The organism is Streptomyces sp. NPDC018026 (assembly GCF_044327745.1).
Classification (GTDB): Bacteria; Actinomycetota; Actinomycetes; order Streptomycetales; family Streptomycetaceae; genus Streptomyces; species Streptomyces rubrogriseus.
In genome coordinates, this window is the sequence record NZ_JBIRFY010000005.1 from 1 (window position 1) to 26051 (window position 26051).

24 protein-coding genes are annotated in these 26051 nt (G+C 72.1%); 9 read left to right on the forward strand and 15 right to left on the reverse strand.

What is annotated here, in order from left to right; genetic code table 11:
* From ACH4D3_RS17285 to ACH4D3_RS17305, 5 genes are all read left to right on the forward strand, one after another.
* The coding region (locus tag ACH4D3_RS17285; protein ID WP_398322791.1) for a peroxidase family protein at positions 1–1320 on the forward strand (1320 nt) is incomplete at its 5' end.
* An 80-nt stretch (positions 1321–1400) separates the two neighbouring features.
* The gene (locus tag ACH4D3_RS17290; RefSeq protein WP_398322794.1) at positions 1401–2402 is read left to right on the forward strand and encodes an aminoglycoside phosphotransferase family protein; all 1002 of its coding nucleotides are present in this window, start codon (positions 1401–1403) and stop codon (positions 2400–2402) included.
* A 73-nt stretch (positions 2403–2475) separates the two neighbouring features.
* Entirely contained in the window at positions 2476–2742 is a 267-nt protein-coding gene (locus ACH4D3_RS17295; protein WP_398322797.1) for a hypothetical protein, read from the forward strand.
* Between the two features lie 67 nt (positions 2743–2809).
* The gene (locus tag ACH4D3_RS17300) at positions 2810–4426 is read left to right on the forward strand and encodes a sulfite oxidase (RefSeq protein ID WP_398322800.1); all 1617 of its coding nucleotides are present in this window, start codon (positions 2810–2812) and stop codon (positions 4424–4426) included.
* Positions 4427–4511: 85 nt separating this feature from the next.
* Positions 4512–5864, forward strand: a complete 1353-nt coding sequence (locus ACH4D3_RS17305) for an NAD(P)/FAD-dependent oxidoreductase (RefSeq protein WP_398322802.1) — start codon at positions 4512–4514, stop codon at positions 5862–5864.
* A 108-nt stretch (positions 5865–5972) separates the two neighbouring features.
* Here the strand turns inward: ACH4D3_RS17305 and ACH4D3_RS17310 are convergent, their stop codons facing one another.
* Positions 5973–6524: a hypothetical protein gene (locus ACH4D3_RS17310; protein ID WP_398322805.1), complete on the reverse strand. Its 552-nt coding sequence runs from the start codon at positions 6522–6524 to the stop codon at positions 5973–5975.
* Positions 6525–6732: 208 nt separating this feature from the next.
* On the opposite strand from ACH4D3_RS17310, the gene ACH4D3_RS17315 reads away from it, so the two are divergent.
* Positions 6733–8310, forward strand: coding sequence for a cytochrome bc complex cytochrome b subunit (locus ACH4D3_RS17315; protein WP_398322808.1), 1578 nt, complete (start codon positions 6733–6735; stop codon positions 8308–8310).
* A gap of 92 nt (positions 8311–8402) precedes the next feature.
* Here the strand turns inward: ACH4D3_RS17315 and ACH4D3_RS17320 are convergent, their stop codons facing one another.
* The 4 genes from ACH4D3_RS17320 to ACH4D3_RS17335 all read right to left on the reverse strand — a co-directional run bounded on the left by ACH4D3_RS17320 (position 8403) and on the right by ACH4D3_RS17335 (position 12988).
* Positions 8403–9008, reverse strand: coding sequence for a YceI family protein (locus tag ACH4D3_RS17320; protein ID WP_398322811.1), 606 nt, complete (start codon positions 9006–9008; stop codon positions 8403–8405).
* A 115-nt stretch (positions 9009–9123) separates the two neighbouring features.
* Positions 9124–9870: an SDR family oxidoreductase gene (locus ACH4D3_RS17325; protein WP_398322814.1), complete on the reverse strand. Its 747-nt coding sequence runs from the start codon at positions 9868–9870 to the stop codon at positions 9124–9126.
* An 83-nt stretch (positions 9871–9953) separates the two neighbouring features.
* Entirely contained in the window at positions 9954–11654 is a 1701-nt protein-coding gene (locus ACH4D3_RS17330; RefSeq protein ID WP_398323593.1) for an L-aspartate oxidase, read from the reverse strand.
* A gap of 101 nt (positions 11655–11755) precedes the next feature.
* Positions 11756–12988, reverse strand: a complete 1233-nt coding sequence (locus ACH4D3_RS17335; RefSeq protein WP_398322817.1) for an NAD(P)/FAD-dependent oxidoreductase — start codon at positions 12986–12988, stop codon at positions 11756–11758.
* A gap of 184 nt (positions 12989–13172) precedes the next feature.
* Between ACH4D3_RS17335 and fdxA the strand changes: the two genes are divergently transcribed.
* The gene (gene fdxA, locus ACH4D3_RS17340; RefSeq protein ID WP_398322820.1) at positions 13173–13556 is read left to right on the forward strand and encodes a ferredoxin; all 384 of its coding nucleotides are present in this window, start codon (positions 13173–13175) and stop codon (positions 13554–13556) included.
* Between the two features lie 28 nt (positions 13557–13584).
* Here the strand turns inward: fdxA and ACH4D3_RS17345 are convergent, their stop codons facing one another.
* From ACH4D3_RS17345 to ACH4D3_RS17370, 6 genes are all read right to left on the reverse strand, one after another.
* A complete protein-coding gene (locus ACH4D3_RS17345; protein WP_398322823.1) occupies positions 13585–14082 on the reverse strand; it encodes an Ohr family peroxiredoxin in 498 nt (165 codons plus the stop codon).
* A 108-nt stretch (positions 14083–14190) separates the two neighbouring features.
* Entirely contained in the window at positions 14191–15087 is an 897-nt protein-coding gene (locus ACH4D3_RS17350; protein WP_398322826.1) for an RNA polymerase sigma-70 factor, read from the reverse strand.
* A 112-nt stretch (positions 15088–15199) separates the two neighbouring features.
* Complete coding sequence (locus ACH4D3_RS17355) at positions 15200–15952, reverse strand: class I SAM-dependent methyltransferase (protein WP_398322829.1); 753 nt, start codon at positions 15950–15952, stop codon at positions 15200–15202.
* A gap of 6 nt (positions 15953–15958) precedes the next feature.
* Positions 15959–17137 (reverse strand): 2-oxo acid dehydrogenase subunit E2, encoded by a 1179-nt coding sequence (locus ACH4D3_RS17360; protein WP_398322832.1) that lies wholly within the window; start codon positions 17135–17137, stop codon positions 15959–15961.
* Between the two features lie 83 nt (positions 17138–17220).
* Positions 17221–19872 (reverse strand): pyruvate dehydrogenase (acetyl-transferring), homodimeric type, encoded by a 2652-nt coding sequence (aceE, locus tag ACH4D3_RS17365; protein WP_398322835.1) that lies wholly within the window; start codon positions 19870–19872, stop codon positions 17221–17223.
* Positions 19873–19911: 39 nt separating this feature from the next.
* Positions 19912–20652 (reverse strand): SDR family oxidoreductase, encoded by a 741-nt coding sequence (locus tag ACH4D3_RS17370; protein ID WP_398322838.1) that lies wholly within the window; start codon positions 20650–20652, stop codon positions 19912–19914.
* Between the two features lie 208 nt (positions 20653–20860).
* Between ACH4D3_RS17370 and ACH4D3_RS17375 the strand changes: the two genes are divergently transcribed.
* The gene (locus ACH4D3_RS17375) at positions 20861–21310 is read left to right on the forward strand and encodes a cupin domain-containing protein (RefSeq protein WP_398322841.1); all 450 of its coding nucleotides are present in this window, start codon (positions 20861–20863) and stop codon (positions 21308–21310) included.
* A 31-nt stretch (positions 21311–21341) separates the two neighbouring features.
* Complete coding sequence (locus ACH4D3_RS17380) at positions 21342–21992, forward strand: DUF5134 domain-containing protein (RefSeq protein ID WP_398322844.1); 651 nt, start codon at positions 21342–21344, stop codon at positions 21990–21992.
* 16 nt (positions 21993–22008) lie between these two features.
* On the opposite strand, the gene ACH4D3_RS17385 is transcribed toward ACH4D3_RS17380, so the two are convergent.
* The 4 genes from ACH4D3_RS17385 to ACH4D3_RS17400 all read right to left on the reverse strand — a co-directional run bounded on the left by ACH4D3_RS17385 (position 22009) and on the right by ACH4D3_RS17400 (position 26046).
* On the reverse strand, positions 22009–23427 hold the full coding sequence (locus ACH4D3_RS17385; RefSeq protein ID WP_398322847.1) for an aldehyde dehydrogenase family protein: 1419 nt from the start codon (positions 23425–23427) through the stop codon (positions 22009–22011).
* Positions 23427–24548 carry a phenazine antibiotic biosynthesis protein gene (locus ACH4D3_RS17390; RefSeq protein ID WP_398322849.1) on the reverse strand — a complete coding sequence of 374 codons (1122 nt, stop codon included), beginning with the start codon at positions 24546–24548 and terminating at the stop codon, positions 23427–23429. Before ACH4D3_RS17390 ends, ACH4D3_RS17385 begins: the two co-directional genes overlap by 1 nt.
* An 82-nt stretch (positions 24549–24630) precedes the next feature.
* Positions 24631–25395 carry an SDR family NAD(P)-dependent oxidoreductase gene (locus ACH4D3_RS17395; RefSeq protein WP_398322852.1) on the reverse strand — a complete coding sequence of 255 codons (765 nt, stop codon included), beginning with the start codon at positions 25393–25395 and terminating at the stop codon, positions 24631–24633.
* 177 nt (positions 25396–25572) lie between these two features.
* On the reverse strand, positions 25573–26046 hold the full coding sequence (locus tag ACH4D3_RS17400; RefSeq protein ID WP_398322855.1) for a carboxymuconolactone decarboxylase family protein: 474 nt from the start codon (positions 26044–26046) through the stop codon (positions 25573–25575).
* Positions 26047–26051 lie beyond the last annotated feature (5 nt).

Consider the following 26051-nt stretch of genomic DNA (forward strand, 5'->3'; position numbering starts at 1 on the left):
TGGAAGAGCACCCACGGCACGGGCAAGGGCGGCGACGCCATCACCTCCGGCCTGGAGGTCACCTGGACCAGCACGCCCACCCAGTGGGGCAACGGGTTCTTCAAGAACCTCTTCGAGTTCGAGTACGAGCTGGAGCAGAGCCCGGCCGGCGCCAACCAGTGGGTGGCCAAGGACGCCCCGGAGATCATCCCCGACGCGCACGACCCGGCAAAGAAGCACCGCCCCAGGATGCTCACCACCGACCTGTCGCTGCGCCTCGACCCCATCTACGGGCCGATCTCCCGCCGGTTCTACGAGAACCCGGAGGAATTCGCGGACGCCTTCGCCCGCGCCTGGTTCAAGCTGACCCACCGCGACATGGGCCCCAAGTCCCAGTACCTGGGCCCGGAGGTGCCCGAGGAGACCCTGATCTGGCAGGACCCGCTGCCCGAGCCCGAGGGCGAGGCCGTCGACGCCGAGGACGTCGCCACCCTCAAGACCAAGCTCCTCGAGTCCGGCCTGTCGGTGTCGCAGCTGGTGACCACCGCGTGGGCATCGGCGTCCACCTTCCGCGGGAGCGACAAGCGCGGCGGTGCCAACGGCGCCCGTATCCGCCTCGAGCCGCAGCGCGGCTGGGAGGTCAACGAGCCCGACGAGCTGGCGCAGGTGCTGCGCGTCCTGGAGGGCGTCCAGCGGGAGTTCAACTCCGGCTCCGGCGCCAAGAAGGTCTCCCTGGCCGACCTGATCGTCCTCGGCGGCTCGGCCGCGGTCGAGAAGGCCGCCAAGGAAGCCGGCTTCCCGGTGGAGGTCCCCTTCGCCGCGGGCCGCGTGGACGCGACGGAGGAGCACACCGACGCCGAGTCGTTCGAGGCCCTCGAACCGGCCGCCGACGGGTTCCGCAACTACCTGGGCAAGGGAAACCGGCTGCCCGCCGAGTTCCTGCTCCTCGACCGGGCGAACCTGCTCACCCTGAGCGCGCCCGAGATGACCGTCCTGGTCGGCGGCCTGCGTGTGCTGGGTGCGGGACACCAGCAGTCCCAGCTCGGCGTCCTCACCCGCACGCCCGGCTCGCTGACCAACGACTTCTTCGTCAACCTGCTCGACCTGGGCACCACGTGGACGTCGACGTCCGAGGACCGGACCACCTTCGAGGGCCGCGACGCCGCCACCGGCGAGGTCAAGTGGGCCGGCAGCCGCGCCGACCTGGTCTTCGGCTCCAACGCCGAGCTGCGGGCGCTCGCCGAGGTCTACGCGAGCGACGACGCGGGGGAGAAGTTCGTGCACGACTTCGTCGCCGCCTGGGTGAAGGTCATGAACCTCGACCGTTTCGACCTGGCCTGATCCGCCCCGCCCCGCCCGGGACGCCCCGGGCGGGGCGGAATCCGGTGGCCGCGCGCGGCGCACGGTGCTGGGATGGTCCGATGCTCAGTGACACGCCGGTGACCGTGGACCGCGGGCGGTACCAGGACACCGTCACCCCCTGGGAGGAACCGGCCTGGCGTACCGAGGCCATTGGCTGGATCGAGGCCCGGCTGGCCGCCTGCGGCCTGCGGCCGACGGGACGGTGGCGGGTGCGGCTGCGGCCGTGGTCGGTCCTGCTGCGACTGTGCGTCGGGGGCGGCGGCGCCGTCTGGTTCAAGGCCAACCCGCCGGCCAGTGCCTTCGAGGGCGCGCTGACCGCGGCGCTGGCCCGCTGGGTCCCCGGACATGTACTGGAGCCGCTGGCGGTGGACGCCGCCCGGGGCTGGTCGCTGCTGCCCGACGGAGGGCCGCTCTTCCGGGACGTGCTCGCACGCGAACCGGTCGAGCCCGGCGACTGGGAGGAACTCCTGCGCCAGTACGCGGTCATGCAGCACGCCCTCACCTCGCGCGCGGGTGAGATCGAACGCCTGGGCGTGCCCGCCGTGCCCGCCGGTGCGGCGGCCGGCGTCCTGGACCGGCTCGACACCGCGCCGCTGTCCGCCCGGGACCGGGCCGCCCTGCGGGAACTGCGCCCCCGCCTGCTGGACTGGTGCGCGGAACTCACGGCCCTGGGTGTTCCCGACTCCCTCGACCACGCGGATCTGCACGACGGCCAGTTGTTCCGCCCCGCGCCCGGCAGGTTCACCTTCTTCGACTGGGGCGACGCCGTCGTCGCCCAGCCCTTCTCCAGCCTCGCCGTCCCCGCCCGCCGCGCCGCCGAACGCTACGGGCCGCAGGTACTGCCGCGCCTGCGCGACGCCTACCTCGAACCCTGGACGGGCGAGGGCCGTACCGCCGCGCAACTGCGGCGCGCGGTGAGCCTCGCCTGGCGGCTGAGCGCCCTCAACCGCGCCGCCGCCTACGGCAGGCTCTTCCCCGGTGCGTCCGGCGCCGCCGGTGCCGCGACGGCCGCGGCGGGCGCACGCTGCCTCCTCGGGCTGCTGGACGAACCACCGTTGTAGGGAGGGCTCGTCCGGAGGGCTGGTCCCCGGCGCTCGGGTGCCGTTGTCAGTGGCGGATGCGAGGCTTCGGGTCATGGATGAGGTGGAGTTCATGCGCGGCAGGGTCTACGGCGCGGACCACGACAACCCCGGGCCGCGCGCCGGACGCGTCTACGCGCAGCTGGTGGGCGGGCCCCTGGACGGACTGCTGCTGGACGTCACGGACCTCACGGAAGGCGAGCGCGCCCGCGGCGTGACGCTGGCGACGGAGATAGGCCGCTACGGCGCGGGCGGCCGCTCCGCCTACGCACCGAGGCCGGGCGACACCCGCCGCTTCGACTGGCGGGGCGACGTGCCCTGATCCGGGTGAGCCCCTTCGCACCGGCTGGACCACCAATCCGTTCGCCGACCGGTGTCGGATTACCGTCGTGAGCGACCACGGCACGACCCCACGGAAACCGCCCGCGAGGACCTGGACGCGCCTCGGTCCGGGCGCCCTGAGCGGTCTGCTGGCGGGCGGCGCCGCACTGGCCGTCGCCGAACTGGTGGCGGCGGCGGTACGTCCGCAGGCCGGCCCCGTCGTGGCGGTCGGTGCGGCGGCCGTCGACCGTACGCCGGCCGAGGTGAAGGACTGGGCGATCCGCACCTTCGGCAGCGACGACAAACTGGTGCTCCAGCTCGGCATCCTGGCCGTGCTGGCCCTGTTCGCCCTGGCCGTGGGCGCGTTCGCGGTCCGCCGGCGGCGCGCCGGAGCCGCCGGGGTCCTGGTCTTCGGCGCCGTCGGTGCGGCGGCCGCCCTCGGCAGGCCCGACGCCACCGGAGTCACCGACGCCTTCCCCTCCGTCCTGGGGGCGATCGCCGGCGCGGTGCTCCTCTACTTCCTCTCAGGTCTCCTTCCGGCACCGCCCCGGGACGTGCCGGGGGAGCCGTGGGAATCGGGGGAGTCGGGGGAGGACTGGGACCGGCGCCGCTTCGTGCTCGCGGCGACCGCCGCCGCGGCGGCCTCGGCCGGGGCCGGTGTGCTGGGCCGGGCCCTGACCGCCGCGAGCGGACGGGAGGCGGCCGCCTCCCGCGAGAAGGTCACCCTTCCGCCGCCCGGTTCGCCCGCCCCGGCGGTGCCCCGGCGGGCACAGGTCCGGGTGGAGGGTGTCAGTCCCTTCGTGACCCACACCGGCGACTTCTACCGGGTCGACACCGCGCTGGTGGTTCCCAAGGTGGACGCCACCGCCTGGCGGCTGCGCATCCACGGCGAGGGCGTCGCCCGCGAGCGGACCCTGACCTTCGACGACCTGCTGCGGCAGGAGCTGATCGAGCGGGACGTCACCCTCACCTGCGTGTCCAACGAGGTCGGCGGCCCGTACGTCGGCAACGCCCGCTGGACCGGTGTCCGGCTCGCCGACCTGCTCGAGGAGTGCGGCGTCCGGCCGCCGTCGGCGGGCGGACCGGCGGATCAGCTCGTGGCCCGCTCCGTGGACGGCATGACCATCGGCAGCCCCGTCGAGGACGTCATGGACGGCCGCGACGCGATGCTCGCCGTCGGCATGAACGGCGAGCCCCTGCCCTTCGACCACGGCTTCCCCGTCCGCATGCTCGTGCCCGGCCTGTACGGCTACGTCTCGGCCTGCAAGTGGATCGAGGACATCGAACTGACCACCTTCGACGCCTACGACGCCTACTGGGTCAAGCGCGACTGGGCCCGCGAGGCACCGGTCAAGACCCAGTCCCGGATCGACACGCCCAGGCCCTTCGCCCGGCCGAAGGCGGGCACCGTGATGGTCGCCGGAGTCGCCTGGGCCCAGCACCGCGGCATCGACAGGGTGGAGATCCGCGTCGACGACGGCCCCTGGCAGGAGGCCGACCTGGCCGCCGAGGACTCGCGCGACACCTGGCGGCAGTGGTCGTACGCCTGGCGGGCCGCCAAGGGCGGTCACACCCTCACCGTGCGGGCCACCGACCGGACCGGCGAGGTGCAGACGGACCAGCGCACCCGCACCGTGCCCGACGGCGCCAGTGGACGGCACTCGGTGGTGGTGACGGTCGACTGACGACCCGGAGCGGCCGACCGATACGTGTCACATGTTCCGGCTCTGTCTTGTCTACGTGCTGACTGAGACGAGAACAGAGGGAACCATGCGTGAGATCCTGATCGTTGGTGGCGGCTACGCGGGCTTCTACACCGCGTGGGGCCTTGAGAAGAAGCTGCGTCCGGACGAGGCGCGGGTCACCGTCGTCGACCCGCGACCCTACATGACCTACCAGCCCTTTCTGCCCGAAGTGACGGCCGGATCGGTCGAGGCACGTCACGCTGCCGTGTCGCTGCGCCGGCACCTGCGGACCACCCGGGTCGTCGCGGGGAGTGTGACCGAGATCCGGCACGCGGACCGGACCGTCACCGTCCGCCCGGCCGACGGACCGGCGTACGACCTCTCCTACGACACCCTCGTGGTCACCGCGGGTGCCGTGACCCGCACCTTCCCCATCCCCGGGCTGGCCCAGCAGGCCATCGGCCTCAAGCACGTGGAGGAGGCGGTGGCCATCCGCGACCGCCTGCTGACGGCGTTCGACCAGGCGGCCTCGATGCTGCCCGGTGCCGAGCGGCGCGAACTGCTCACGGTCACCTTCGTGGGCGGCGGCTTCGCCGGCGTCGAGGGCTTCGGCGAACTGCTGTCGCTGGCCACCGCGATGCTCAAGGCCTACCCGGAACTGAGCTTCGAGGAGCTCTCGTTCCACCTCGTCGAGGCCCGCGACCGGATCCTGCCCGAGGTGAGCGACAAGCCCGGAGCCTGGGTGGTGCGCTCACTGGAACGCCGCGGCGCACATGTTCACCTCAACACCCAGCTGGTCTCCGCCGAGGGCGGGCGCGTCGTGCTGTCGAGCGGTGAGGAGTTCGACTCGGGCCTGATCGTCTGGACCGCGGGCAACGCCGCGAACCCGGTCGTCCACCGGCACACGGACCTGCCGATCGACGACCGCGGCCTGGTGCAGGTCCGGGCCGATCTGCGGGTGGTCGCCGGCGGCGAGCCGCTGGCCCACGTCTGGGCGGCCGGAGACGACGCGGCCGTACCCGATCTGGCGTCCCCGGTGCCGGGGACCCGCACCGTGCCGAACGCCCAGCACGCCGTGCGGCAGGGCAAGCGCCTGGCGAAGAACATCCTCGCCGACCTGCGGGGCGGCAAGGTCCGCGACTACCGGCACAGCAGCCTCGGAGCGATTGCCACGCTGGGACTGGGGCAGGGGATCTTCCAGTACAAGCGCATCGTCGTCAAAGGCTTCCTCGCCTGGCTGATGCACCGGGGCTACCACGTGCTGGCCGTGCCCACCTGGGAGCGCAAGGTGCGTGTCCTCACCGTCTGGCTCACCGCCGCGCTGTTCGGCCGTGACCTGGTCTCGCTGGCTGCCGTGCAGCACCCGCGGGACGCCTTTGTCACGGGCGGGGAAGGAGCGCGCAGCGAGCACGCGGTGGACGGCGTCGCGGCCCGCTGAGGCGTGTGAACGATGCTCGACGGTGAGATACACTGTTCACAGTGTTTCTGACACTCCAAGACGCTCCGGACGCCACTCGGTCCCCCGCGAGGCGGCGTCCGGAGCCGTTCAGGGCTGCTGGGCCCGGTAGAGGCCGCGGCCGGCCCGACGGACACGGGAACTGCCGACGAGCCGGTCGAGTGTGCTGCGGACGGCGTTGATGCTGCCGCTGTCGGTATCGCGGCCCAGCGCCGCGGCGACGTCGCGGGCGCGTACCTCGGAGTCGCCGACACCGGCGAAGTACTCCAGGATCTGCTCGGTGAGCCGGCCGTAGTTGCGCTGCTCCTCCTCCGTGCGGGGGGTGCGGGAGGCCCGCTTCGCCGCCTCCGGCCGGGGCCCGGTACCGGTGGCCGCGGGAGTCCGGGGCCGCTCGGCCTTCGTGTCCGCGGAGGCGGAGGCGGTAGTGGTGGCGGTGGTGGTGGCGGCGTCGGTGGGGCCGGTGGGGCCGACCATCAGGACGTCGAGAGCGCCGAGCGCCCGCTGTACGGAGCCGAGGTGCGCCACGACCGCCGCCAACTCCCGCTCCAGGGCCTGCTTCTGGATCTCCAGACGGGCCAGATCCTCCTGAAGGCTCTCTGCGGTGATCTCAACATTGTGCGCCGCACGAGTTCCCGAGACCATGTGTTCCTCTCATCCTCAGCTGTTGTGGACATCATAAGCGGGAGCGCACTCCGCACAAAGATGAACCAATTGTTGCCACTGTCTCACAGAGAGTGCAATGGGTTCTCCGGCGGATTTCCGGCAGGGCACAGCGTTTTGTCACAACTTCACACGGCGTCCGGTCATATGGGAGACAGATGTTCTCAAGCCCTGTTCCAGGAGAACCACCGTGAAAGTGTCTGGTGAGAAGGTCGCCGAATGGGCGGGCGTGCGGCTGGGGTTCCGAGGCCGGGCCCGGGGCGCACTGCGCAAAGCGTTTCCCGATCACTGGTCGTTCCTGCTGGCGGAGATCTGGCTCTACAGCTTCGTCGTCCTCGTCCTCACGGGCGTGTACCTGAGCTTCTACTTCCACCCGTCGTCGGAGCTGGTCACGTACCAGGGGAGCTACGGGCCGCTGCGGGGGCAGCTGGTGTCGGAGGCGTTCGCCTCGACCATGCACCTCTCCTTCGACGTCCGCGGCGGCCTGCTCATCCGGCAGGCCCACCACTGGGCGGCGCTGATCTTCGTCGCCGCCCTGTTCGTGCACATGATGCGCGTCTTCTTCACGGGCGCCTTCCGCAAGCCGCGCGAGCTCAACTGGGTGCTCGCGTTCTCCCTGCTGGTCCTGGCCATGTTCGGCGGGCTCACCGGATACGACCTGCCGAACGACCTCCTGTCCGGCACCGGGCTCGTCGTCGTCAACGGAACGATTCTGTCCGTACCGATCGTCGGCACCTACCTGTCGATGTTCCTCTTCGGCGGGGAATTCCCGGGCGACGATCTGGTGGCCCGCTTCAACGCCATCCACGTCCTGATCATCCCCGCCCTCATGACGGTGCTGATCGTCGCTCTCGTGGCCCTCTCGCTGCGCAGACGACCCGCCCAGTTCCCCGGGCCGGGCCGCACGAACCGGAACGTCGTCGGCGTACCGGCCCAGGTGTTCCTGGTGAAGTCCGCCGGGTTCTTCTTCCTGGTCTGCGGTGTGATCTTCTTCGTCGCGGCCGTCGCACAGATCAACCCCGTCTGGGAGTACGGCCCCTACCGGCCCGACCAGGTCTCGGCCGGCTCGCAGCCCGACTGGTACATGGGTGTGGCCGACGGACTCCTGCGCGTCATGCCGGGCTGGGAGATCAGCGCCTGGGGCCACACGCTCGCCCTCGACAACCTGATCCCGCTGCTGGCGGGCTTCGGACTGTTCCTCGTGATGGGCGCCTACCCGTTCATCGAGGCGTGGGTGACCGGCGACGACCGGGAGCAGCACCTGCTCGACCGGCCGCGCAACCGGCCCGTGCGCACCGCACTGGGCGCCGCCTGGCTGAGTGTGTACCTGGTGGCGCTGACCGGAGCGGCGAACGACCTGATCGCCCTCCGCCTCCACGTCTCCGTCAACTCCGTGACGTGGGCCGTCCGCATCGGTCTGTTCGTCGTGCCCCTCGTTGTGTACTTCGTCGCGAAACGCTGGGCCCTCGGCCTGCAGCGACGCGACCGCGACAAGGTGCTGCACGGCCGCGAGACGGGCGTCGTCAAGCGGCTGCCGCACGGAGAGTACGTCGAGGTGCACGAACCCCTCGGCCAGGAGCAGCTGTACGCGCTCACCGCGCACGAGCAGTACGCGCCGCTCACACCGCCCGAGGGCGGCAACGGCGACGCAGGCGGTCCCACGCGCGTGCAGCAGCTGCGGGCCGGGCTCAGCCGCCGTCTCTACGGAGGCGGTTCGCAGATCCGGAAGCCGACCGAAGACGAGTACAAGGAGATCACTCACTCCTGAGGCTCCGGTGGTCCGGCCGGACGACAGGACGCAAGGGCGGGGTGGCGACGACGCGCCACCCCGCCCTTGCGTCCTGTCCGTTCCGCGGCGGGTCAGGCGGCGGCTGCCGTCCGTTCCTGCCGCACCGCGGAGATGTCGAGTGTCAGCGTCACCCTGTCGCTGATCAGAACGCCGCCGGTGGCCAGCGGGGCGTTCCAGGTGAGCCCCCAGTCGGACCGCCGGAGGGTGGCCCTGCCCTCGAACCCGACCCGGTGGCGCCCGTGGGAGTCGCGGCCGGCGCCCCCGAAGGCGATCTCCATGTCGAGGGGCAGCTCGATGTCCTTGATCCTGAGGCTGCCGACCAGATGGAAGGCGTCGTCCCCGCGCGCGACGACGCCCGTCGAGCGGTAGGTCATCAGGGGAAACGTCCCGGCGTCGAAGAACTCCGCCCCCGTGAGGTGGGCGTCCCGGTTCGGGACACCCGTGTTCAGGCTCTGCGTCTGCACGCTCACGTACGCCTCGGACCGTTCGGGACGGGCCCCGTCGAGTCTGAGGAGCCCTTCGAAGGCGCCGAACGCCCCCCGCACCTGGGAGACCATGGCGTGCCGGACGGCGAAGCCGAGCGTGCTGTGCACGGGGTCGACGGTGTAGACGCCGGTCACACCCTCGTACGGGCCGGCGTGGCGGAGGAGGGTGTTGCGCACGCGGTTCCTGAGCATCACACGCCGCTTCCTTCGTGTTGGGGAGGTGGGGCGGGCGGGCGCCGTCGTCCGGGCCCCGGGAAAGAGAAACGGGGTGGCCCCCGAAAAACAGGGACCACCCCGGCAGGACGGCTCAGCGCTGCTGCGCGGACCAGTCGGCGAGCCGCGTCTCGGCGAGGCTCGCGTCGGGGCCCGGCAGCAGGCTGTCCTCCTGGAGCTGGGCACCGTAGTACGGGGCCTTCGGGTCCGCCACGACCTTGCGGGGGTCGTTCTTGGCGGCGAGGGCCTTGCGGACGAGCTCGTCGAGCTGGAACGCCTCGGGACCGGCCACCTCCACCACGCCGCCCACGGGCGCGCCGACGGCCGTGCGGCCCACGGCGGCGGCCACGTCGTCGGAGTAGACGGGCTGGATCCGGACGGGCGCCAGGTGCACGGTGTCGCCCTCGGTCGCGGCGTCCGTGATGCCCTTCAGGAACTCGAAGAACTGCGTGGCGTGGACGATGGAGAACGGGATCCCGGACTCCTTGATCAGCTTTTCCTGGGCCAGCTTGGCGCGGAAGTAGCCGCTCTCCTGGAGCCGCTCGGTGCCCACCACGGAGAGCGCGACATGGTGCTTCACCCCGGCCTCCGCCTCCGCCTTGAGGAGGTTGGTGGTCGACGTGACGAAGAACTCCATCACGGCGTCGTCCGCGAACGAGGGGGAGTTCGAGACGTCGACCACGACGTCCGCGCCCCGCAGGACCTCGGCCAGCCCCTCGCCCGTCAGCGTGTTGACACCGGTGTTCGGCGCGGCGGGGACGGCCTCGTGGCCGTGCTCACCCAGCTTGGCTACCAGCTTCGAGCCGATCAGGCCGGTCCCGCCGATGACTACAACCTTCATGATGTGGTTCCTCTCCACTCTCTTCAAATCTGTTCACTCGGAATGACCGAAAGGTGTCCGCAGGTGTGACACGGACCGGCGGGTCACTCCGCCAGCTTTCCGTCGGTCGAGACCTCTTCCATGAGCGCGGCGATCTCGTCCGGGACGGGATCGATGCTCTCGTGGGTGACGCCGGTGGCCGGGGACCACACGAGGTTGACCCGCAGCGCCGGATCCGTCTCCGGGTAGTCGCTGCGGTTGTGGCAGCCGCGGGTCTCCCGGCGTTCGAGCGCCGCCTCCAGCGTGGCGCGCGCCGCCAGGGCCGCGGACTTCAGGTCGAACGCGTGGGCGAGGTCCTGGAAGCCCGCGATGTCGGGGTGGACACCCACGTCCTCCATCCGCTTCTCGATCGCGTCCAGCTCCGCGAGGCCCGCCAGCAGCCCGGCCTCGTCGCGTACGACGCCCGCGTGCTCGGTCATGGTGTTGCGGATCGCGCGCTGCAGGGCCCGCACGTTCTCCGGCCCGTCCGCCGCGAGCAGTCCGTCGACCTCCGCCCGTGCCTCGGCCACCGCGGCCGCCGAGCGCGGCTGCGCGGTGAGCCCCTCGGAGTAGGCGGCGGCCGCCCGGCCCACGATGCGGCCGAAGACCAGCAGCTCGATGAGGCTGTTGCCGCCCAGCCGGTTGGCGCCGTGCAGGCCGCTGGACGCCTCGCCGATGGCGTACAGACCGCGTACGTCGGTGCTGTGGTCGTCGTGCCTGACCCAGACGCCGCCCATCGAGTAGTGGGCCGTGGGCGCGATCTCGATCGGCTCGCGGGTGATGTCCAGCATCTGCAGGTCGAGCAGCGTCTGGTAGACCCGGGGCAGCCGGTTCATGATCGTCTGGCGGGGGAGGTGGGAGACGTCCAGCCAGACGCCGCCCTTCTCCGTGCCGCGGCCCTCCCTGATCTCGGTGTAGGAGGCCAGGGCCACCCGGTCACGGGTGGACAGTTCCATGCGCTCGGGGTCGTAGCGGTTCATGAACCGCTCGCCGAGGGAGTTGCGCAGGATGCCGCCCTCACCCCGTGCCGCCTCGCTGACCAGCGTGCCGGCCGCGTTCTCGGGCTCGATGATGCCCGAGGGGTGGAACTGCACCAGCTCCGGGTCGCGCAGCCGGGCACCCGCCTCCACCGCCAGCCGGAAGGAGTCGCCGGTGTTCTCGTCGCGCCGGGAGGAGGTGCGCCGCCAGATGCGGGTGTGGCCGCCCGCGGCGAGGACCACGGCGTCCGCGTGGATGACGTAGCGCCGCCCGTTCGTGAGGTCGAAGCCGTAGGCGCCGAACACGGCACCGTCGTGCACCAGGAGCCGGGTGATGTAGACGCTGTCGAGCATGGGGATGTCCAGCTGCTCCGCCCGCCGGATCAGGGTGCGCTGGATCTCCAGGCCGGTGTAGTCGCCGGCGAAGGCGGTGCGCCGGAACTTGTGCGCACCGAAGAAGCGCTGCGAGATCCGGCCGTCCTCCTCCCGGGCGAAGGCCATGCCGTAGCGCTCCAGGTCGTCGATGCCCAGCGCGGCGCCCTGGGTGACGATCTCGACGGTGCGCGGATCGGCCAGGAGGTAGCTCTCCTTGATCGTGTCGGCGGCGTGCTGCTGCCAGCTGTCCTCGGGATCCATGGTGGCCAGGGCGGCGTTGATGCCTCCGGCGGCCAGGGACGTGTGGGCGTCCTCCTTGGGACGCTTGCCGACGGCGAGGACGTCCACTCCGGCCTCGGCGAGTTCGATGGAGGCCCGCAGGCCGGCCCCGCCCGTACCGATCACCAGCACCATGGTGGACAGACGTTGTTCGGTGATAGCCACGATTGCTCCGATCGCTTGGGTCGTCAGTGATTACGACCGGTCGGTGTCACGGTTTGTGACACGGGACGGGGTCAGGGCAGCAGGCTGTCGAGGGGGACCGCGGGATCGGCGAGGCGCGCGTCGTCGACACCGGCCCGGGACTCGACCAGTGCGCGGATCGGGTCGACGACGTCCCACACGTTGACGTTCATCCCGGCGAGCACCCGGTTGCCCGACATCCAGAAGGCGATGAAACGGCGTGCGTCCCGGTCGCCGCGGAAGACGACCCGGTCGTACCCGCCGGGTTCGGTGTAGCCGGTGTACTCCATGCCCAGGTCGTACTGGTCCGTGTAGAAGTACGGCAGCCGGTCGTAGACCGCGTCCTGGCCGAGCATGCTCAGGGCGGCCGTCTCCGGCTGGTTGAGGGCGTTCGCCCAGTGCTCGACGCGCACGTGGCGGTCCAGGAACGGGTGGTAGGCGTTGGCGACGTCGCCCGCCGCGTGGATGCCGGGCACCGAGGTCCGCAGGTGCTCGTCGGTGACGATGCCGTTGCGCACCTCCAGACCCGCCTGTTCGGCGAGCCGCACGTTGGGGGTGATGCCGACGCCCACGACCACGGCGTCCGCCTCCAGACGGGTGCCGTCGGCGAGGAGCACCCCGTCCGCGCGGCCTCCGGTGCCCGTGATGCGCTCCACCTCCACGCCGGGGCGCAGCCGAACGCCGTGCTCCTCGTGGAGGCGGGCGAAGACCTCGGCCGCCTCCCGGCCGAGCACCTTCAGCAGGGGCAGCTCCCCGTGTCCGAGCACGGTCACCTGCGCCCCGGCCGTCCGTGCGGCGGCCGCGGTCTCCAGGCCGATCCAGCCGTCGCCGATCACCACGATCCGCGCACCCTCGGTGAAGGCGGCCTTGAGCCGTTCGCTGTCCCCGACCCGGCGCAGGTACAGGACGTTCTCGAAGTCCGCGCCCGGCACCGCCGGCCGGCGCGGGGACGAGCCGGTGGCCAGCAGCAGCCTGCTGTAGGACAGGCGGCTGCCGTCGTCCAGTTCCACCGCCCCGGCCCGCGGGTCCAGGGCCCGCACGCCGGTGCCGAGCAGGAGTTCCACGTCGTTGCGGGCGTACCAGTCGGCGGGGTGCACGAAGATCGAGTCCCGTTCCTCCTTGCCCAGCAGGTAGCCCTTGGACAGCGGCGGCCGGACGTAGGGCCGTTCCCGCTCGTCGCCGATGACGACGAGCCGGCCGGTGTGGCCGTGCTCGCGCAGGGCCTCGGCCGCCCGGCCCGCGGCGAGGCCGCCCCCGACGATCACGAAGGTGTTGTCTGGTGACACGGTGTTCCTCTTCTCGGATGTCGCCTGCTGCGGGCACGTCGCCCCGTCCGTCAGACCGGCTGCCCGCGCCTGCTGTGACAGCCGCTCGTCCGGCCGGCGACGGCCCGGCGGTGTCACAACACCACGATCTCTCCGGTCTGAACTGCTGGCCGGTAGCGCCGCGCCGACGGCGAAGGAGGACAGGATGACGTACGTCATCGCGCAGCCCTGTGTCGACGTCAAGGACCGGGCCTGCGTCACGGAATGCCCGGTGGACTGCATCTACGAGGGGAAGCGGACGCTCTACATCGACCCGTCCGAATGCGTCGACTGCCACGCCTGCGAACCGGTGTGCCCGGTCGAGGCCATCTTCTACGAGGACGACCTCCCCGCGCGCTGGGCGCACTACCGGTCCGTCAACGCCGAGTACTTCCAGGCCGCCGAGGACGCGGGGGAACCGCCGGTCACCGGCGGCGACCACCGTCTCGTCGCGGGTCTGCCGCCGCAGAACCGGGAGAAGAAGGAGATCGCCGCCTTCACCGTCCGCAAGGAGGCGGCCGCCGACGCCGATCTCTGGTTTCCCGACTGACCGGGCCGGCGTCCCCCCGTCCGGCGGGTCACGGGGCCAGGGTCACGGTCGTCGGCGTTCCCTCCCCGGCCATCCTCGCGTAGGGACACAGCGAGTCGGCCTTCTCGATGAGGGGCCCGGCGGCCTCCGGCGCGACACCGGGCCACCGGACCACCAGGTCGACGCGGAGCAGATACCCGCCGTCCCCCGGGTCCCGCCCGAAGGCGACGGTCGCCTCGACGGCGATCGTGGTCGGATCGAGTGCCTCCTGCCGCGCGACCAGGCTCAGGGCCCCGTGGAAGCAGGCCGCGAAGGAGGCGGCGAAGAGCTGCTCGGGATTGGTCCCGCTTCCGTCGCCGCCGAGTTCCGCGGGCATGCGCAGGTCGAGGTCGAGGACCCCGTCGTCCGACCGTGCCCTTCCGGAGGCCCTTCCGTGGGCGGCCGCGCCGCCGCGGACGGAAACCGTCGTCGTGTAGATGGCGGAGAAGGAATCACCGTCGAAGTCCTTGTCCGTGGACAGGTCGGGCAACTTGAAGTGTTCGGTCACCTCGTGACTCCCGTGCTCTGCAGGTTTCGGTCAACCAGCAGACCGGTCAGCGGCCCTCCTTGTGACACCGGGCCCAGGGCGCCGTTCCGCGGGGGCCGCGGGGCGCGCTCACGGGGCCAGCGACTCCACGTACCGCGACAGCTTGGCCGGGTTCATCACCCACATGATCCGGTCGATGCCGTCCGCCGAGACGTCGATGGACAGCAGGACCTGGGTGTCCTCGTCCACCTGGACGAGCAGCGCCGGCCGGCCGTTGGCCTCCACCCGGCGGACCCGCGACCCCGGCCAGAACCGGGGCGCGAACGCCAACAGGTACTTGGCGACCCTCGACCGTCCGACGACCGGAATCTTGGACGCGCCCCGCGCCCCTCCGCCGTCGGAGTAGCTGACGACGTCCGCGGCGAGGACCTCCTCCAGCGCCCTGAGGTCGCCGGTCTGCGCCGCGGTGAGGAACACCTCCAGCAGCCGCTGGTGCTCGGACCGGCTGACCCGCTCGCCGCGCTCGGCGGCCAGGTGCTTGCGGGCCCTGCTCACCAGCTGGCGCGTGTTGGCCTGGCTCGTCTCCAGGATCTCGGCGATCTGCCCGTAGGGGTAGTCGAACGCCTCCCGCAGGACGTAGGCCGCCCGCTCCACCGGATTGAGCTTCTCCAGGAGCTGGAGCACGGCCAGCTCGACCGCCTCCGCCCGTTCGGCCCCCAGCTGCGGATCCGTGCTGGTGTCGACCGGTTCGGGAAGCCACGGGCCGACGTACGCCTCCCGCCGCACCCGGGCGGACTGGGCCGTGTTGATCGCGAGCCGGGTGGTCATGGTGGCCAGGAAGGCCGCCGGCTCCACCACCTTGGCGCGGTCGGCGTTCTGCCACCGCACCCAGGCCTCCTGGAGGGTGTCCTCGGCCTCCACGGTGCTGCCCAGCACGCGGTAGGCGATGCCGAAGAGCTGCGGGCGCGCCGCCACGAAGTCCTTCGTCGCCTTGTCGAGCGAGTCGACGTCGTCCCCAGCGCGCATGGTGCCCCTTCCGACCGGCACGTTCCGGCCCGCAGGCCACCCATGCTACAACCGGCACATGGGTCACGCGTGGGCAGACCGGACGTGCCCGTGCACCGTGCGGCACACCGTGTCACCCGGGTCGCAGGGGCGGCCCGAGGGACACGGCGAGGATCTCGGGGTCCGTCCGGGAGGGCAGCGGAACGAACCCGTGCCCGATGAGGTCGCGCAGCAGTCCGGCGCGCGTGGCCGGCCACATCCAGAACGTCTCCGTGTGCTCCCTCAGCAGCCCCTCGGAACCCCGCACCCAGTAGTGGCACCGGGTGCGGACGCGGCCCCGGACGGCCGACATCACCATGTGCCCGCCGTACGCGTGCTCCCCGATCCGCTGCGGCGCGAAGAGGCGCACGACGTCGGTGTCCGGAAGGCGCGAGGGCGGGAGCTGGAGCACGAGCGAACCACCGGGAACCAGCGCACCGGCGAGCGCCGGCCACAGCGCCCGCCGGGCGTCGGGCGCGAGACAGGCCACGGTGTTGTGACAGACCGCCACGTCCGCGACCTCCCGCAGAGCCGCCTCGTCGAGGGCGTGCGGGTGCACCGTGACACGCTGCCGCAGCGCCGATGGCAGTGCGGCCAGCCGCGTCATCAACGGCGCCCGCATGGCCCGTGAGGGTTCCACGGCGTGCACCCCGGCCCGGGACTCGCGCAGGCTCATCTCGGTGACCCGCCCGGTCCCGGCGCCGATGTCGAGCACTCCGACGCGCGCGGCCGCCACGTCCCGGCCGTAGAGGTGCCGGACGCGTGCCGCGTCCTGTTCGGCCTGGAGCACGTCGTAGAACTCCGCGGTGACGGCGTAGTCGTCCGGAGCCAGGTCCAGCGGTGTCACGCCGGTTCAGGCCCCCGGGCCCGTACCCGTGAACAGGTCGCCGCCGAACGCGGCGGTCTCCAGGATCGCCTTGACCGAGGTCAGGTACCGGGCCGCGTCCGCCCCGTCCACCAGACGGTGGTCGTACGACAGCGCCAGGTGCACCATGTCGCGGATGCCCAGCACCGCCGAGTCCTCGTCGGTCGTGACCACCGCGGGGCGTTTGACGGTGGCCCCGATGCCCAGGATGGCGACCTGTCCCGGAGGCACGATGACCGTGTCGAACAGGGCGCCGCGGGAACCGGTGTTGGAGATCGTGAAGGTCGCGCCGGACACGTCGTCGGGGGTGAGGTGGCCACTGCGGGCCCGGGTGGCCAGTTCGGCCGTCGTCCGTGCGATGCCCGCGATGCTCAGGTCGCCCGCGCCCTTGATGACCGGTGTCATCAGTCCCTTCTCGGTGTCCACCGCGATGCCGACGTCCTCGTGGTCGAAGTACGTGATGGTGCCTTCACCCTCGTTGATACGGGCGTTGACGACGGGGTGCGCCTTGAGCGCCTGGGCGGCCGCCCTGACGAAGAAGGGCATGGGCGACAACTTGACGCCCTCACGGGCGAGGAAGTCCTCCTTGACCAGCTCGCGCAGGCGCATCAGCCGGGTGACGTCGACCTCGACGACGGAGGTCAGCTGGGCCTGTTCGAGCAGGGCCTTCTTGAGGTTCTCCCCGATGATCCTGCGGACGCGGCTCATCCCGACCGTCTGTCCTCGCAACGCAGACGCCTCGGAGACGGTCGCCTCGGGGACGGGGACGGGGACGGGAGTTGGGGCTGGGGCTGGGGCTGGGTTCACGGTAGGGGCAGGGGCAGGGGCAGGGGCAGGAACGGGAACGGGAACGGGCGCCTCCGCCGCGGGCGGCGCGGCGGGAGGCGGCGCGTCGGCGGGCGTGGGCGCCGCCGGGGCGGGCGCGGCGTCCGGCGCGCCGATGACCGCCAGCTCCGCGCCGATCTCCACGGTCTCGTCCTCCGCGACCGCGATGGACGTGAGCACGCCGGCCGCGGGGGAGGGGATCTCGGTGTCCACCTTGTCGGTGGACACCTCCAGGAGGGGTTCGTCGGCCTCGACGGTGTCGCCGACCTGCTTGAGCCAGCGGGTGACCGTGCCCTCGGTCACGCTCTCGCCGAGAGACGGAAGTGTTACGGAAAACGCCATGGTGTCGGTTGCTCCTCACACGTGCGCAGGGCGCCGCGGCACCCCTCGATCGTCGTTCCCGGCCCGCACCGCGCGGGCCCGGGTCATCCCTGCGGGCCGTACTGCTCGCGGGCCCTCGCGACCGTCTCCGGAGCGACCTCGCCGGCCCGGGCGAGCTGCTCCAGAGCGGCCACCACAATCGATGCGGCGTCCACCCGGAAGTAGCGGCGCACCGCGTCCCGGGTGTCCGACAGACCGAAGCCGTCCGTGCCCAGGGACGAGTAGTCCTGCTCGACCCACTGGCTGATCTGGTCCGGCACCTGACGCATCCAGTCGCTGACCGCCAGGACCGGTCCCCGCGCCCCCGACAGCGCGCTCGTCACATAGGGGGTGCGCTCCTCGCCGTTCAGCCGTGCCCGGTCGGCGCACAGCGCGTCACGGCGCAGCTCCGTCCAGGACGTCACCGACCAGACGTCGGCGTGCACGTTCCACCGCGACCGCAGGACCTCCTGGGCCTCCAGTGCCCAGTGGATGGCCGTTCCGGAGGCCAGCAGTTGGATGCGCGGACCGGCGTCGGGGGACTCGGCCGGCCGGAAGCGGTAGATGCCCCGGACGATCCCCTCCTCGACCGCCGCCCCGGCGGGCATGGGGGGCTGGCGCTTCGGCTCGTTGTAGACCGTCAGGTAGTAGAAGACGTTCTCGGGCCGCTCGCCGAACATGCGCCGCAGCCCGTCCCGGACGATGACCGCGATCTCGAAGGCGAACGCGGGGTCGTAGCTGATCGCCGCCGGGTTGGTCGAGGCCAGCAGGTGGGAGTGGCCGTCGGCGTGCTGCAGGCCCTCACCGGTCATCGTCGTACGGCCGGCCGTCGCGCCGACGACGAAGCCGCGCCCCATCTGGTCGGCGAGCGCCCAGAACTGGTCGCCGGTGCGCTGGAAGCCGAACATGGCGTAGAAGATGTAGAAGGGGATCATGGGCTCGCCGTGGGTGGCGTACGAGGTCGCCGCCGCGGTGAACTCGGCCATGGAACCGGCCTCGGTGATGCCCTCGATGATGAGCTGGCCGTTCTTGGCCTCCCGGTAGTAGAGCAGCTGGTCCGCGTCGACGGGCTCGTAGGTCTGCCCGTCCGGCGAGTAGATCCCGGCCGTCGGGAACAGGGACTCCATGCCGAAGGTGCGGGCCTCGTCGGGCACGATCGGCACCCAGCGCTGCCCGGTCTCCTTGCCCTTCATCAGATCCCTGACCAGGCGGATCAGCGCCATCGTGGTGGCGACCTCCTGGTTGCCGAAGCCCTTCTGGAGGGCCTCGAACGGCCGGGCCGGCGGCTGCTCGACGGGCCTCGGCACCACCCGGCGGACCGGGGCCGGGCCGCCGAGCTCGGCACGGCGCTCATGCAGGTAGCGCACCTCCGGCGAGTTCTCGCCGGGATGCCAGTAGGGCACCAGGTCGCCGTTCAACGCGCTGTCGGGGATGGGGAGTTCCAGGAGATCGCGCATCTGCCGGAACTGGTCCATGGTGAGCTTCTTCATCTGGTGGTTCGCGTTGCGCGACTTGAAGCCCGACCCCAGGGTGTGCCCCTTCACCGTCTGGGCCAGCACGACGGTCGGCGCCCCCCGGTGCTCGACCGCGGCCCGGTAGGCGGCGTACACCTTCAGCGGCTCGTGTCCGCCGCGCGAGTTCTCGAACAGCTCGGTCACCTGCGCGTCGGTCAGCCCGGCGGCGACACCGGAGAGCGCGTCGCCGGTGAAGAAGTCCTTGCGGACGTACGCGGCGTCGCGCGCGGCGTACGTCTGCATCTGGGCGTCGGGCACCTCACCGAGGCGGTGGACGAGGGCACCGGTGGTGTCGTGCCCGATCAGCGGGTCCCACGCCTCGCCCCACAGGGACTTCACCACGTTCCAGCCCGCGCCCCGGAACCGTGCCTCGAGCTCCTGCACGATCTTCGAGTTCGACCGGACGGGACCGTCCAGGCGCTGGAGGTTGCAGTTCACGACGAAGGTGAGGTTGTCGAGCCGCTCCCGGGCGGCCAGCGACAGCGCGGCCATCGACTCGGGCTCGTCCATCTCCCCGTCGCCGAGGAAGGCCCACACCCGCGACCCCGAGGTGTCCTTGATGCCCCGGGCGTGCAGGTAGCGGTTGAAGCGGGCCTGGTAGACGGCGGCGAGCGGGCCGAGCCCCATGGACACCGTGGGGAACTCCCACAGCCACGGCAGCCGCCGCGGGTGCGGGTAGGACGGCAGACCGTGGCCGTCCGCCTCGCGCCGGAAGGCGTCCAACTGCTCCTCCGACAGCCGTCCTTCGAGGAACACCCGGGCGTAGATCCCCGGCGAGGCGTGCCCCTGTACGAACAGCTGGTCGCCGGAGCCGTCCCCGTCCTTGCCCTTGAAGAAGTGGTTGAACCCGATCTCGTAGAGCCAGGCGGCCGACGCGTACGTGGCGATGTGACCGCCGAGCCCCAGGCGGGAGCCGCGCGTCACCATGGCCGCCGCGTTCCACCGGTTCAGGGCGGTGATCCTGGCCTCCATGGCGAGGTCGCCGTCGAAGTGCGGCTGGGACGACGCCGGAATGGTGTTGATGTAGTCAGTGGACAGCAGTCCGGGCAGGTGCACCCCGGAGCGTGCCGCGTACTCGTGGACCCGCCGGAGCAGGTACCCCGCCCGGTCGGGTCCCGCGTTGCGCACGACGGCATCGAGCGAGGCCTGCCACTCGGCGGTCTCCTCGAAGTCGCGGTCGGGCAGCTGGTCGAGCTCACTCATGACGGCCTTCCTGCCATGTCGTAGGGAGTGGGGCAGCGGTCACCGCTGGGCGAGCCACTGGTCGAGGGTGGTGCGGCCCAGGTGCGCGTCGGTCCCGGGGAGCAGCGCCCGCTCGTCCGGCACCGCACCGAAGAAAGGGGCGTTCGGGTCGGTGATCACACCGCGTGGATCACCGTTCGCCGCCTGGACCTTCGCGGTGAGTTCGTCCAGCCGGAACTGCTCGGGTCCGGCGACCTCCAGGACGCCGAACAGGGGGACTCCGACGGCGGCGTGGGCGACCGCGGCGGCGACGTCGGCCGTCGACACCGGTCGCACCAGCGCGGGCGCCACATGGACGCCGTCCGCGTACACGGTCGAACGCGACAGCGCGTCCACGGACTCGTAGAACGGCGTGGCACGCACGACGGAGTGCGGGATCGGCGAGCGCCGCACCCGCTGCTCCTGGAGGGCCTTCGCGCGGAAGTAGCCGCCCGGTACGCGGTCGGTGCCCACCACGGACAGCGCCAGGTAGTGTTCGGCGCCCGCCGCGGCGGCGGCCGGCAGGAGACGGCCGGCCGCGGTGTCGAAGAAGTCGACACTCGCCCGCTCGGCGCGGGACGGCGCGTCGGTGACGTCCACGACCACCTCGACGCCCCGCAGCGCCTCGTCGAGCCCCTCTCCGGTGGTGACGTCGACTCCCGTGGCGCGTGACACGGGAACGGCTTCCACGCCGTGGTCCCGGAGCCTGGCGACGGTCCGGGAGCCGATCAGCCCGGTGGCTCCTACGACGACGACTCTCATTTCGGGTCTCCTCCCGTCGGGGGCCGGCGACCCCGCTGGTGCGTTTGTGGCGGAGAAGGCGGAATCAGCCGCTCACGACAGGTACGACCGCGCTGGTGCCGTCGGTGTGACACCGCGGAACGTGATCGCCGGTGTCACAGATCTCCCCGGTCCCCGGTCAACAGGGCGAATCACCAACGGTTGTGGAACCCACGGAAGGTGCAACACAGTGTCCGAGAACCACGCAGCGCACACGCACGGAACCGGCGACCACGGGGAGGCGCCCGGCTGGACGACCGCGGCCAGGATGCTGCAGGACGCCTCGCCGATCACCGTCCCGGAGGGCGCGTCGGCGATGACCATCCAGGTCGACTGGGAGCCCGGCGACCCGGGAACCCCTCCGCACCGCCACTCGGGCCCGGCGTTCGGCTACGTCATCGAGGGGGCGGTGCGCTTCGAGCTCGAGGGCGAGCCCGAGCGCGTCGTGGAGGCCGGCGGTACGTTCTGGGAGCCCGGCGGCGACGTGATCCACTACCAGGACGGCAACGCCCTGGCGGACGCGCACACCCGCTTCGTGGTGACCATGATGTGCGCGCCGGGCAAGCCCATGCTCGAACTCGTCGACGAGGAGGAACTGGCGCAGCGCAAGCACCTGCGCGCTCCCCGGCCCGCCGCCTGAACCGCCGGCGTCCCGAGGGACCGGTCGAGACATGACCGTCATGAGTCCCGCGGACACCGTCTTCGGCCTGCTGACCGTCCTGTTCGCGGCCGCGGCCGGCCACGGGCTCCGGCAGCTCGTCCCGTCCCGGAGCGTGGGATGGACCGAGCGGGTCGACCATCTCCTGCACACCGTCATGGCCCTGGCCATGGCGGTGATGCCGTGGAGCTGGGGCCGTGCGCTGCCGGAGTCGCCGCAGACGCTCTTCTTCTCGGCCGCCGCGCTGTGGTTTCCGCTGACCGCGGCGGTCGGCCGGCCCCCCGGCAGCTGGCCGGGCGCGGTCGCCGGGCGGCTGCCGTACGCGGGCGGCATGGCCGCGATGGCGTGGATGAACCACTCCATGGCGGGCTCGCACCACGAGGCACTGGCCGGCGGGCCCCCGGCGCCGCACCACGCCGCCGGGGGCCACGCCGCCGGCGGCGTGGTGCTCGCCGACACGCTCGGCGGGGCGCTGGCGCTGTGGCTGCTGGCGTACGCGCTGTGGTCGCTGACCCGGGACATGCCCGGCCTGGGCCGGGCTCGGCGTACCGCCCCGGCCCACACCGCAGTCCTCGCCCCCGGACCCGTCGGACATCCCTACGGTCACTTCTGGGACGGCTCGATGGCCCTGGGCACGGCCGTGATGCTCCTGATGCCCCACTGAGCGCCCGGGAGGGGCGTCACAGGGCGCCGGCGACGGCCTTCGAACGCATCAGGAAGTCCGACAGATAGCTGTCGTGGGGCACACCCGGTGCCATCCAGTGGGTCGGACGGTGGCCGCCGAGGTACACGTTGGCGACGGTGGGTTCCGCCAGCAGGCGGTCGACCAGCGCGCCGTCGCGCGTCAGCGCCGACAGGACCAGCGTGTCGCGCAGCGGACCGATGCCGTCCGCCCGGCTCCACGGCGCCACCCACACGCAGGGGAAGGGGAGTTCGGTCCGCATCTGCGGGGCGTCGGCCCGGCCCACCAGGTGGACGGCCGGGCGCAGCACCGCACTGCCGTCCCCGAGGTCGTCCGCGATCCCGTCGCCGCCGAGCAGCGCACGGGTGCCCTCGGCCACGCCGCGCAGGTACGAGTCGAGGGCGCGGGCCCGCTCCAGCGGCTGGACCGGCAGTACCGCGCGCTCGTCCCGCGGGGGCAGGCTGGGCAGCGCGGAAAGACGGGCCGCGAGGGCCTCGGCGAGGGGAGCGGGGTCGCCCTCCACGAGCACCGCGGTCGTGTTGACGCACGCGGTGCCCCCCTCGCCGGCCACCGAGGCGACGATCACGTCGAGGTGCTCGCGCCAGTCCGTGTCCGCGGTGACGAGGATCTTCGTCCGGCCCGGCCCCTGCGGAAGCACCCTCGGGTCGTGCGCGTACCGGGCGACCACGTCGTCGCCGCCATACACCACGGCGCGGTCGGCGCCGCGCACCAGGGTGTCGGCGACGGCGTGGTCGGTGGGCAGCAGGACGAGCCGGTCCTCGCGCACCCCGGCCCCGCGCAGCGCCGCGACCAGCCGGTGCGGGGTGAACGGCTCGCGCCGGGAGGGGCGGACGGCGACGCGGTAGCCCAGCGCCAGCGCCTCCAGCCACAGCCGGTGGACGCCGGGGTGGTTGCCGGACGCGTTGACGGCGAACACGTCGCCCCGGCGTGCCCAGACGGCGCCGCCCCCGTGCAGGGACGGATCGCGCCAGTCGGCGACCGTGCCGCGCGGTCCGCCCTGCCCGGCGGACGACCGGGCCCGGCGCACGAAGCGGGCCGTCTCCCGCGTCGCGGTGCGCACCACCGACGCCGGGGTGCCCGAGACCCGGCTCACGAGCCGCTCGTACTCCCGCACGTCCAGGCCCCCGGCGGTGCCCGAGGCGAAGGCGTCGGCGCCCGCGGCGAGCAGGCCGTCCAGGTCGGCCGCGGGCACCGGCCCGGCCTCGCGCAGGGCGGCCAGGGCCCGTCCGACGTACACCGGCGGCACGAGACTCAGCCGGGCCGCCTCGGTGCCCGTCACGTCGGTGATCCGGGCCGCGGCGCGCGTCCGGTAGGAGCCCCGGGGGCCCAGCGCGTCCAGGTGCACGACGTCGGACACCGCCGCGGACGGCTCTCGCGGTACCTCGGCGACCGCCATCAGTAGACCCCCTCGATCACTGCCGTGCCCTCGACCGCGGGCACCGGGGCGACGTCCGCGACGGCGTCCCCCGCCTGGTCCCCGGCGGGGGAGACCCGCAGCGCGGTGTCCCGCTCGGCGTTGTTCGGGATGAGCATCGACCGGCTGACGTGGCTCACCACGACCCGGCCCCGCTCGCCGGCCGCCACCCGCTCCCCGGTGACCGGATCCACCACCGAGAGGAAGACGTAGGGGGAGACCGGGTCGAACACGCAGGGCTCGGACGCCGTGAGGCCGACCCGTTCGATCAGGGCGGTGAGCATCATCGTGTTGCCGTACATGCCGATCAGCCGCACGTCGGGGAAGACCTCGGTGCTCAGCAGCTCACGGGTGTCGGGATCCATGTGCGTACCGCCCCACACGATCGTGTCGACCCTGCTGTTGATGATCTCCAGCAGGTCGTCCTCGCGGGCGAACCGCTCCAGGAGCGGGGTGGTGGCCGCGAGGACACCGATGTCCTGGCCGACCAGCACGCGCCGGCACTGCTCGACGAGGTGGTCGGTGTAGGCCTCCGCCTCGTCGGCCCGGCCCCCGGCGACCAGCTTCCGTACCCACCGGGGGTCCATGTCGATGCTCAGCCCCGGTGCGCCGAGCGCGGCCGCCGCGCGCTGGAGCACGTCGCCGACCAGGTGCGGACCGGTGGGCGCGACGGTCAGCCAGTGGGCGCCGACGGGTACCCCGTGCGCCCGGAGCCGCGCGTCGACCTGCTCCGTGCCGCGCCGCATCCAGTCCTCCAGCTGGACGACCCGTTTGGGCGCTCCGGTCGTTCCGCCACTGTCGAAGACGTTCAGCAGCCGGGCCGCGGATCCGTATCCGCGGGGGACCAGGTCCGTCACCCGCACGTCCCGCAGCTCGTGCGTCAGATCGGGGAAGAGCGCCAGGTCCGCCACGGTCCTGACGTCGCGCCGCGGGTCGAAGCCGAGCTGCCCGGCGCGTTCCAGCCAGTACGGCGACCCGGTCGACGGGTCGAAGTGCCAGTGCATGGCCGCCCGGACGAACTCGTCCGGATCGACCCCGTCCGAGGGACCGGCGTCCAGGATGCTCGGCGTCCCGTACGGCACGGCAGGCTGTGCGTTCGACATGGAAAGGTGTCCTTCCGCACGGTGGCTTCGGCGGTCCGGGACTCCCGGCGGCCGGTCCGTGCACAGTGGGTGTGGTGGGCGGTCAGGAGAGTTCGAGTCCTCCGTCGACCGTGAGCACCTGCCCGGTCAGGTGTGCTCCCCGCGGGTCGGCGATCCGCAGGATCCAGTCGGCGACGTCCTCGGGCAGGCCGATCCGGCCGGCCGGGATGCGCTCGCGCTCCGAGGCGCGCACCTCCCGGATCACCTCTTCGGGGAGTCCGGCCGCCGCCATCACGTTCGTCTCGGTGGGTCCGGGAGCGACCGCGTTCACCCGTACACCCTCGGCGGCGAGTTCGAGTGCCCAGCTCCGGGTCAGCTGCTCCAGCGCGCTCTTCGTCGCGGCGTAGTGCGCGCCGCCCGCCAGCGGCCGGTGGCCGTAGGTGCTGGAGACGTTGACGATGGACCCGGAGGACCGCTTCAGATGCGGCAGGGCCGCGTGGGCGAGCAGGCTGGGCGCCGTCACGTTGACCCGGAAGAGATCGCCGATCACGGAGGCGTCCGTCTCCGCCAGGGGCATCAGCGCCAGTGCACCGGCGTTGTTGACCAGCAGGTCGATGCGGCCCCACCGTTCCACGGCGGTGGCGACGACCTTGCCCGCGGCGTCCTCGTCCCGGAGGTCGAGCGGCAGCGTGGCGATTTCGGGGTGGAGGCGGGCGGTCTCCGCCAGGGCGTCCTTGCGTCGGCCGACGCCGAGGACGCGGGCACCCGCCTCGGCGAGGGCCACGGTCGTGGCACGGCCGATGCCGGATCCCGCCCCGGTGACGATGGCGACGTGGTCCGAGAAGTGCTGCTGGGTGGAGCTGGGCATGGATTCCCCTAGGAAGTTCGATGTTCGTTGAACATCGAACAACGTACCAGACGTTTGACACTGTCTCATGGAACGTCGGAGTGTCAGGTAACACGGTGTGCGAAGTCCGCCTCCGCGCCGGAGGCCGGGGTGGCGCGGAGGCGGACCGTGGACGCCCGGCCGGACCGGGCGGCGGCGTCAGCCGAACTGACCGGGCTGGTAGCTGCCGGCCGGCTGCTGGTTGATCACGTTGACGCGGTTGTACGCGTTCATGATCGCGACGAGCGAGAGCAGCGAGACGAGCTGCTCCTCGTCGAAGTGCTTGGCCGCGTCCGCCCAGACCTCGTCGGGGACGCCGCCCGCCGCGTCCGCGATCCGGGTGCCCTGCTCGGCCAGCTCCAGCGCGGCCCGCTCGGCCTCGGTGTAGACCGTGGCCTCCCGCCAGGCGGCGACCAGGTTGAGCCGCTGCTGGGTCTCGCCCGCGGCGGTGGCGTCCTTGGTGTGCATGTCGGTGCAGAAGCCGCAGCCGTTGATCTGGCTGACGCGGATCTTCACGAGCTCCTGGGTCGCCGTGGGCACCCCCGACTCCGAGGCGACCTTGGCCGCCGAGTTGATGTGCTTGAGGATCTTGCCCGCGTAGGCGTTGCCGAAGAAGTTGAGCCGCGGTTCCATGTCGA

Bases quoted from the DNA above. Each gene is read 5' to 3' on its own strand.
- ACH4D3_RS17380 (WP_398322844.1), top strand. From the start codon at position 21,342: ATGACCGTCATGAGTCCCGCGGACACCGTCTTCGGCCTGCTGACCGTC.
- ACH4D3_RS17290 (WP_398322794.1), top strand. From the start codon at position 1,401: ATGCTCAGTGACACGCCGGTGACCGTGGACCGCGGGCGGTACCAGGAC.
- ACH4D3_RS17325 (WP_398322814.1), bottom strand. From the start codon at position 9,870: ATGAAGGTTGTAGTCATCGGCGGGACCGGCCTGATCGGCTCGAAGCTG.
- ACH4D3_RS17295 (WP_398322797.1), top strand. From the start codon at position 2,476: ATGGATGAGGTGGAGTTCATGCGCGGCAGGGTCTACGGCGCGGACCAC.
- ACH4D3_RS17400 (WP_398322855.1), bottom strand. From the start codon at position 26,046: ATGGAACCGCGGCTCAACTTCTTCGGCAACGCCTACGCGGGCAAGATC.
- ACH4D3_RS17385 (WP_398322847.1), bottom strand. From the start codon at position 23,427: ATGGCGGTCGCCGAGGTACCGCGAGAGCCGTCCGCGGCGGTGTCCGAC.
- ACH4D3_RS17360 (WP_398322832.1), bottom strand. From the start codon at position 17,137: ATGGCGTTTTCCGTAACACTTCCGTCTCTCGGCGAGAGCGTGACCGAG.
- ACH4D3_RS17370 (WP_398322838.1), bottom strand. From the start codon at position 20,652: ATGAGAGTCGTCGTCGTAGGAGCCACCGGGCTGATCGGCTCCCGGACC.
- aceE (WP_398322835.1), bottom strand. From the start codon at position 19,872: ATGAGTGAGCTCGACCAGCTGCCCGACCGCGACTTCGAGGAGACCGCC.
- ACH4D3_RS17305 (WP_398322802.1), top strand. From the start codon at position 4,512: ATGCGTGAGATCCTGATCGTTGGTGGCGGCTACGCGGGCTTCTACACC.
- ACH4D3_RS17350 (WP_398322826.1), bottom strand. From the start codon at position 15,087: ATGCGCGCTGGGGACGACGTCGACTCGCTCGACAAGGCGACGAAGGAC.
- ACH4D3_RS17330 (WP_398323593.1), bottom strand. From the start codon at position 11,654: ATGGTGCTGGTGATCGGTACGGGCGGGGCCGGCCTGCGGGCCTCCATC.
- ACH4D3_RS17320 (WP_398322811.1), bottom strand. From the start codon at position 9,008: ATGCTCAGGAACCGCGTGCGCAACACCCTCCTCCGCCACGCCGGCCCG.
- fdxA (WP_398322820.1), top strand. From the start codon at position 13,173: ATGACGTACGTCATCGCGCAGCCCTGTGTCGACGTCAAGGACCGGGCC.
- ACH4D3_RS17390 (WP_398322849.1), bottom strand. From the start codon at position 24,548: ATGTCGAACGCACAGCCTGCCGTGCCGTACGGGACGCCGAGCATCCTG.
- ACH4D3_RS17310 (WP_398322805.1), bottom strand. From the start codon at position 6,524: ATGGTCTCGGGAACTCGTGCGGCGCACAATGTTGAGATCACCGCAGAG.
- ACH4D3_RS17395 (WP_398322852.1), bottom strand. From the start codon at position 25,395: ATGCCCAGCTCCACCCAGCAGCACTTCTCGGACCACGTCGCCATCGTC.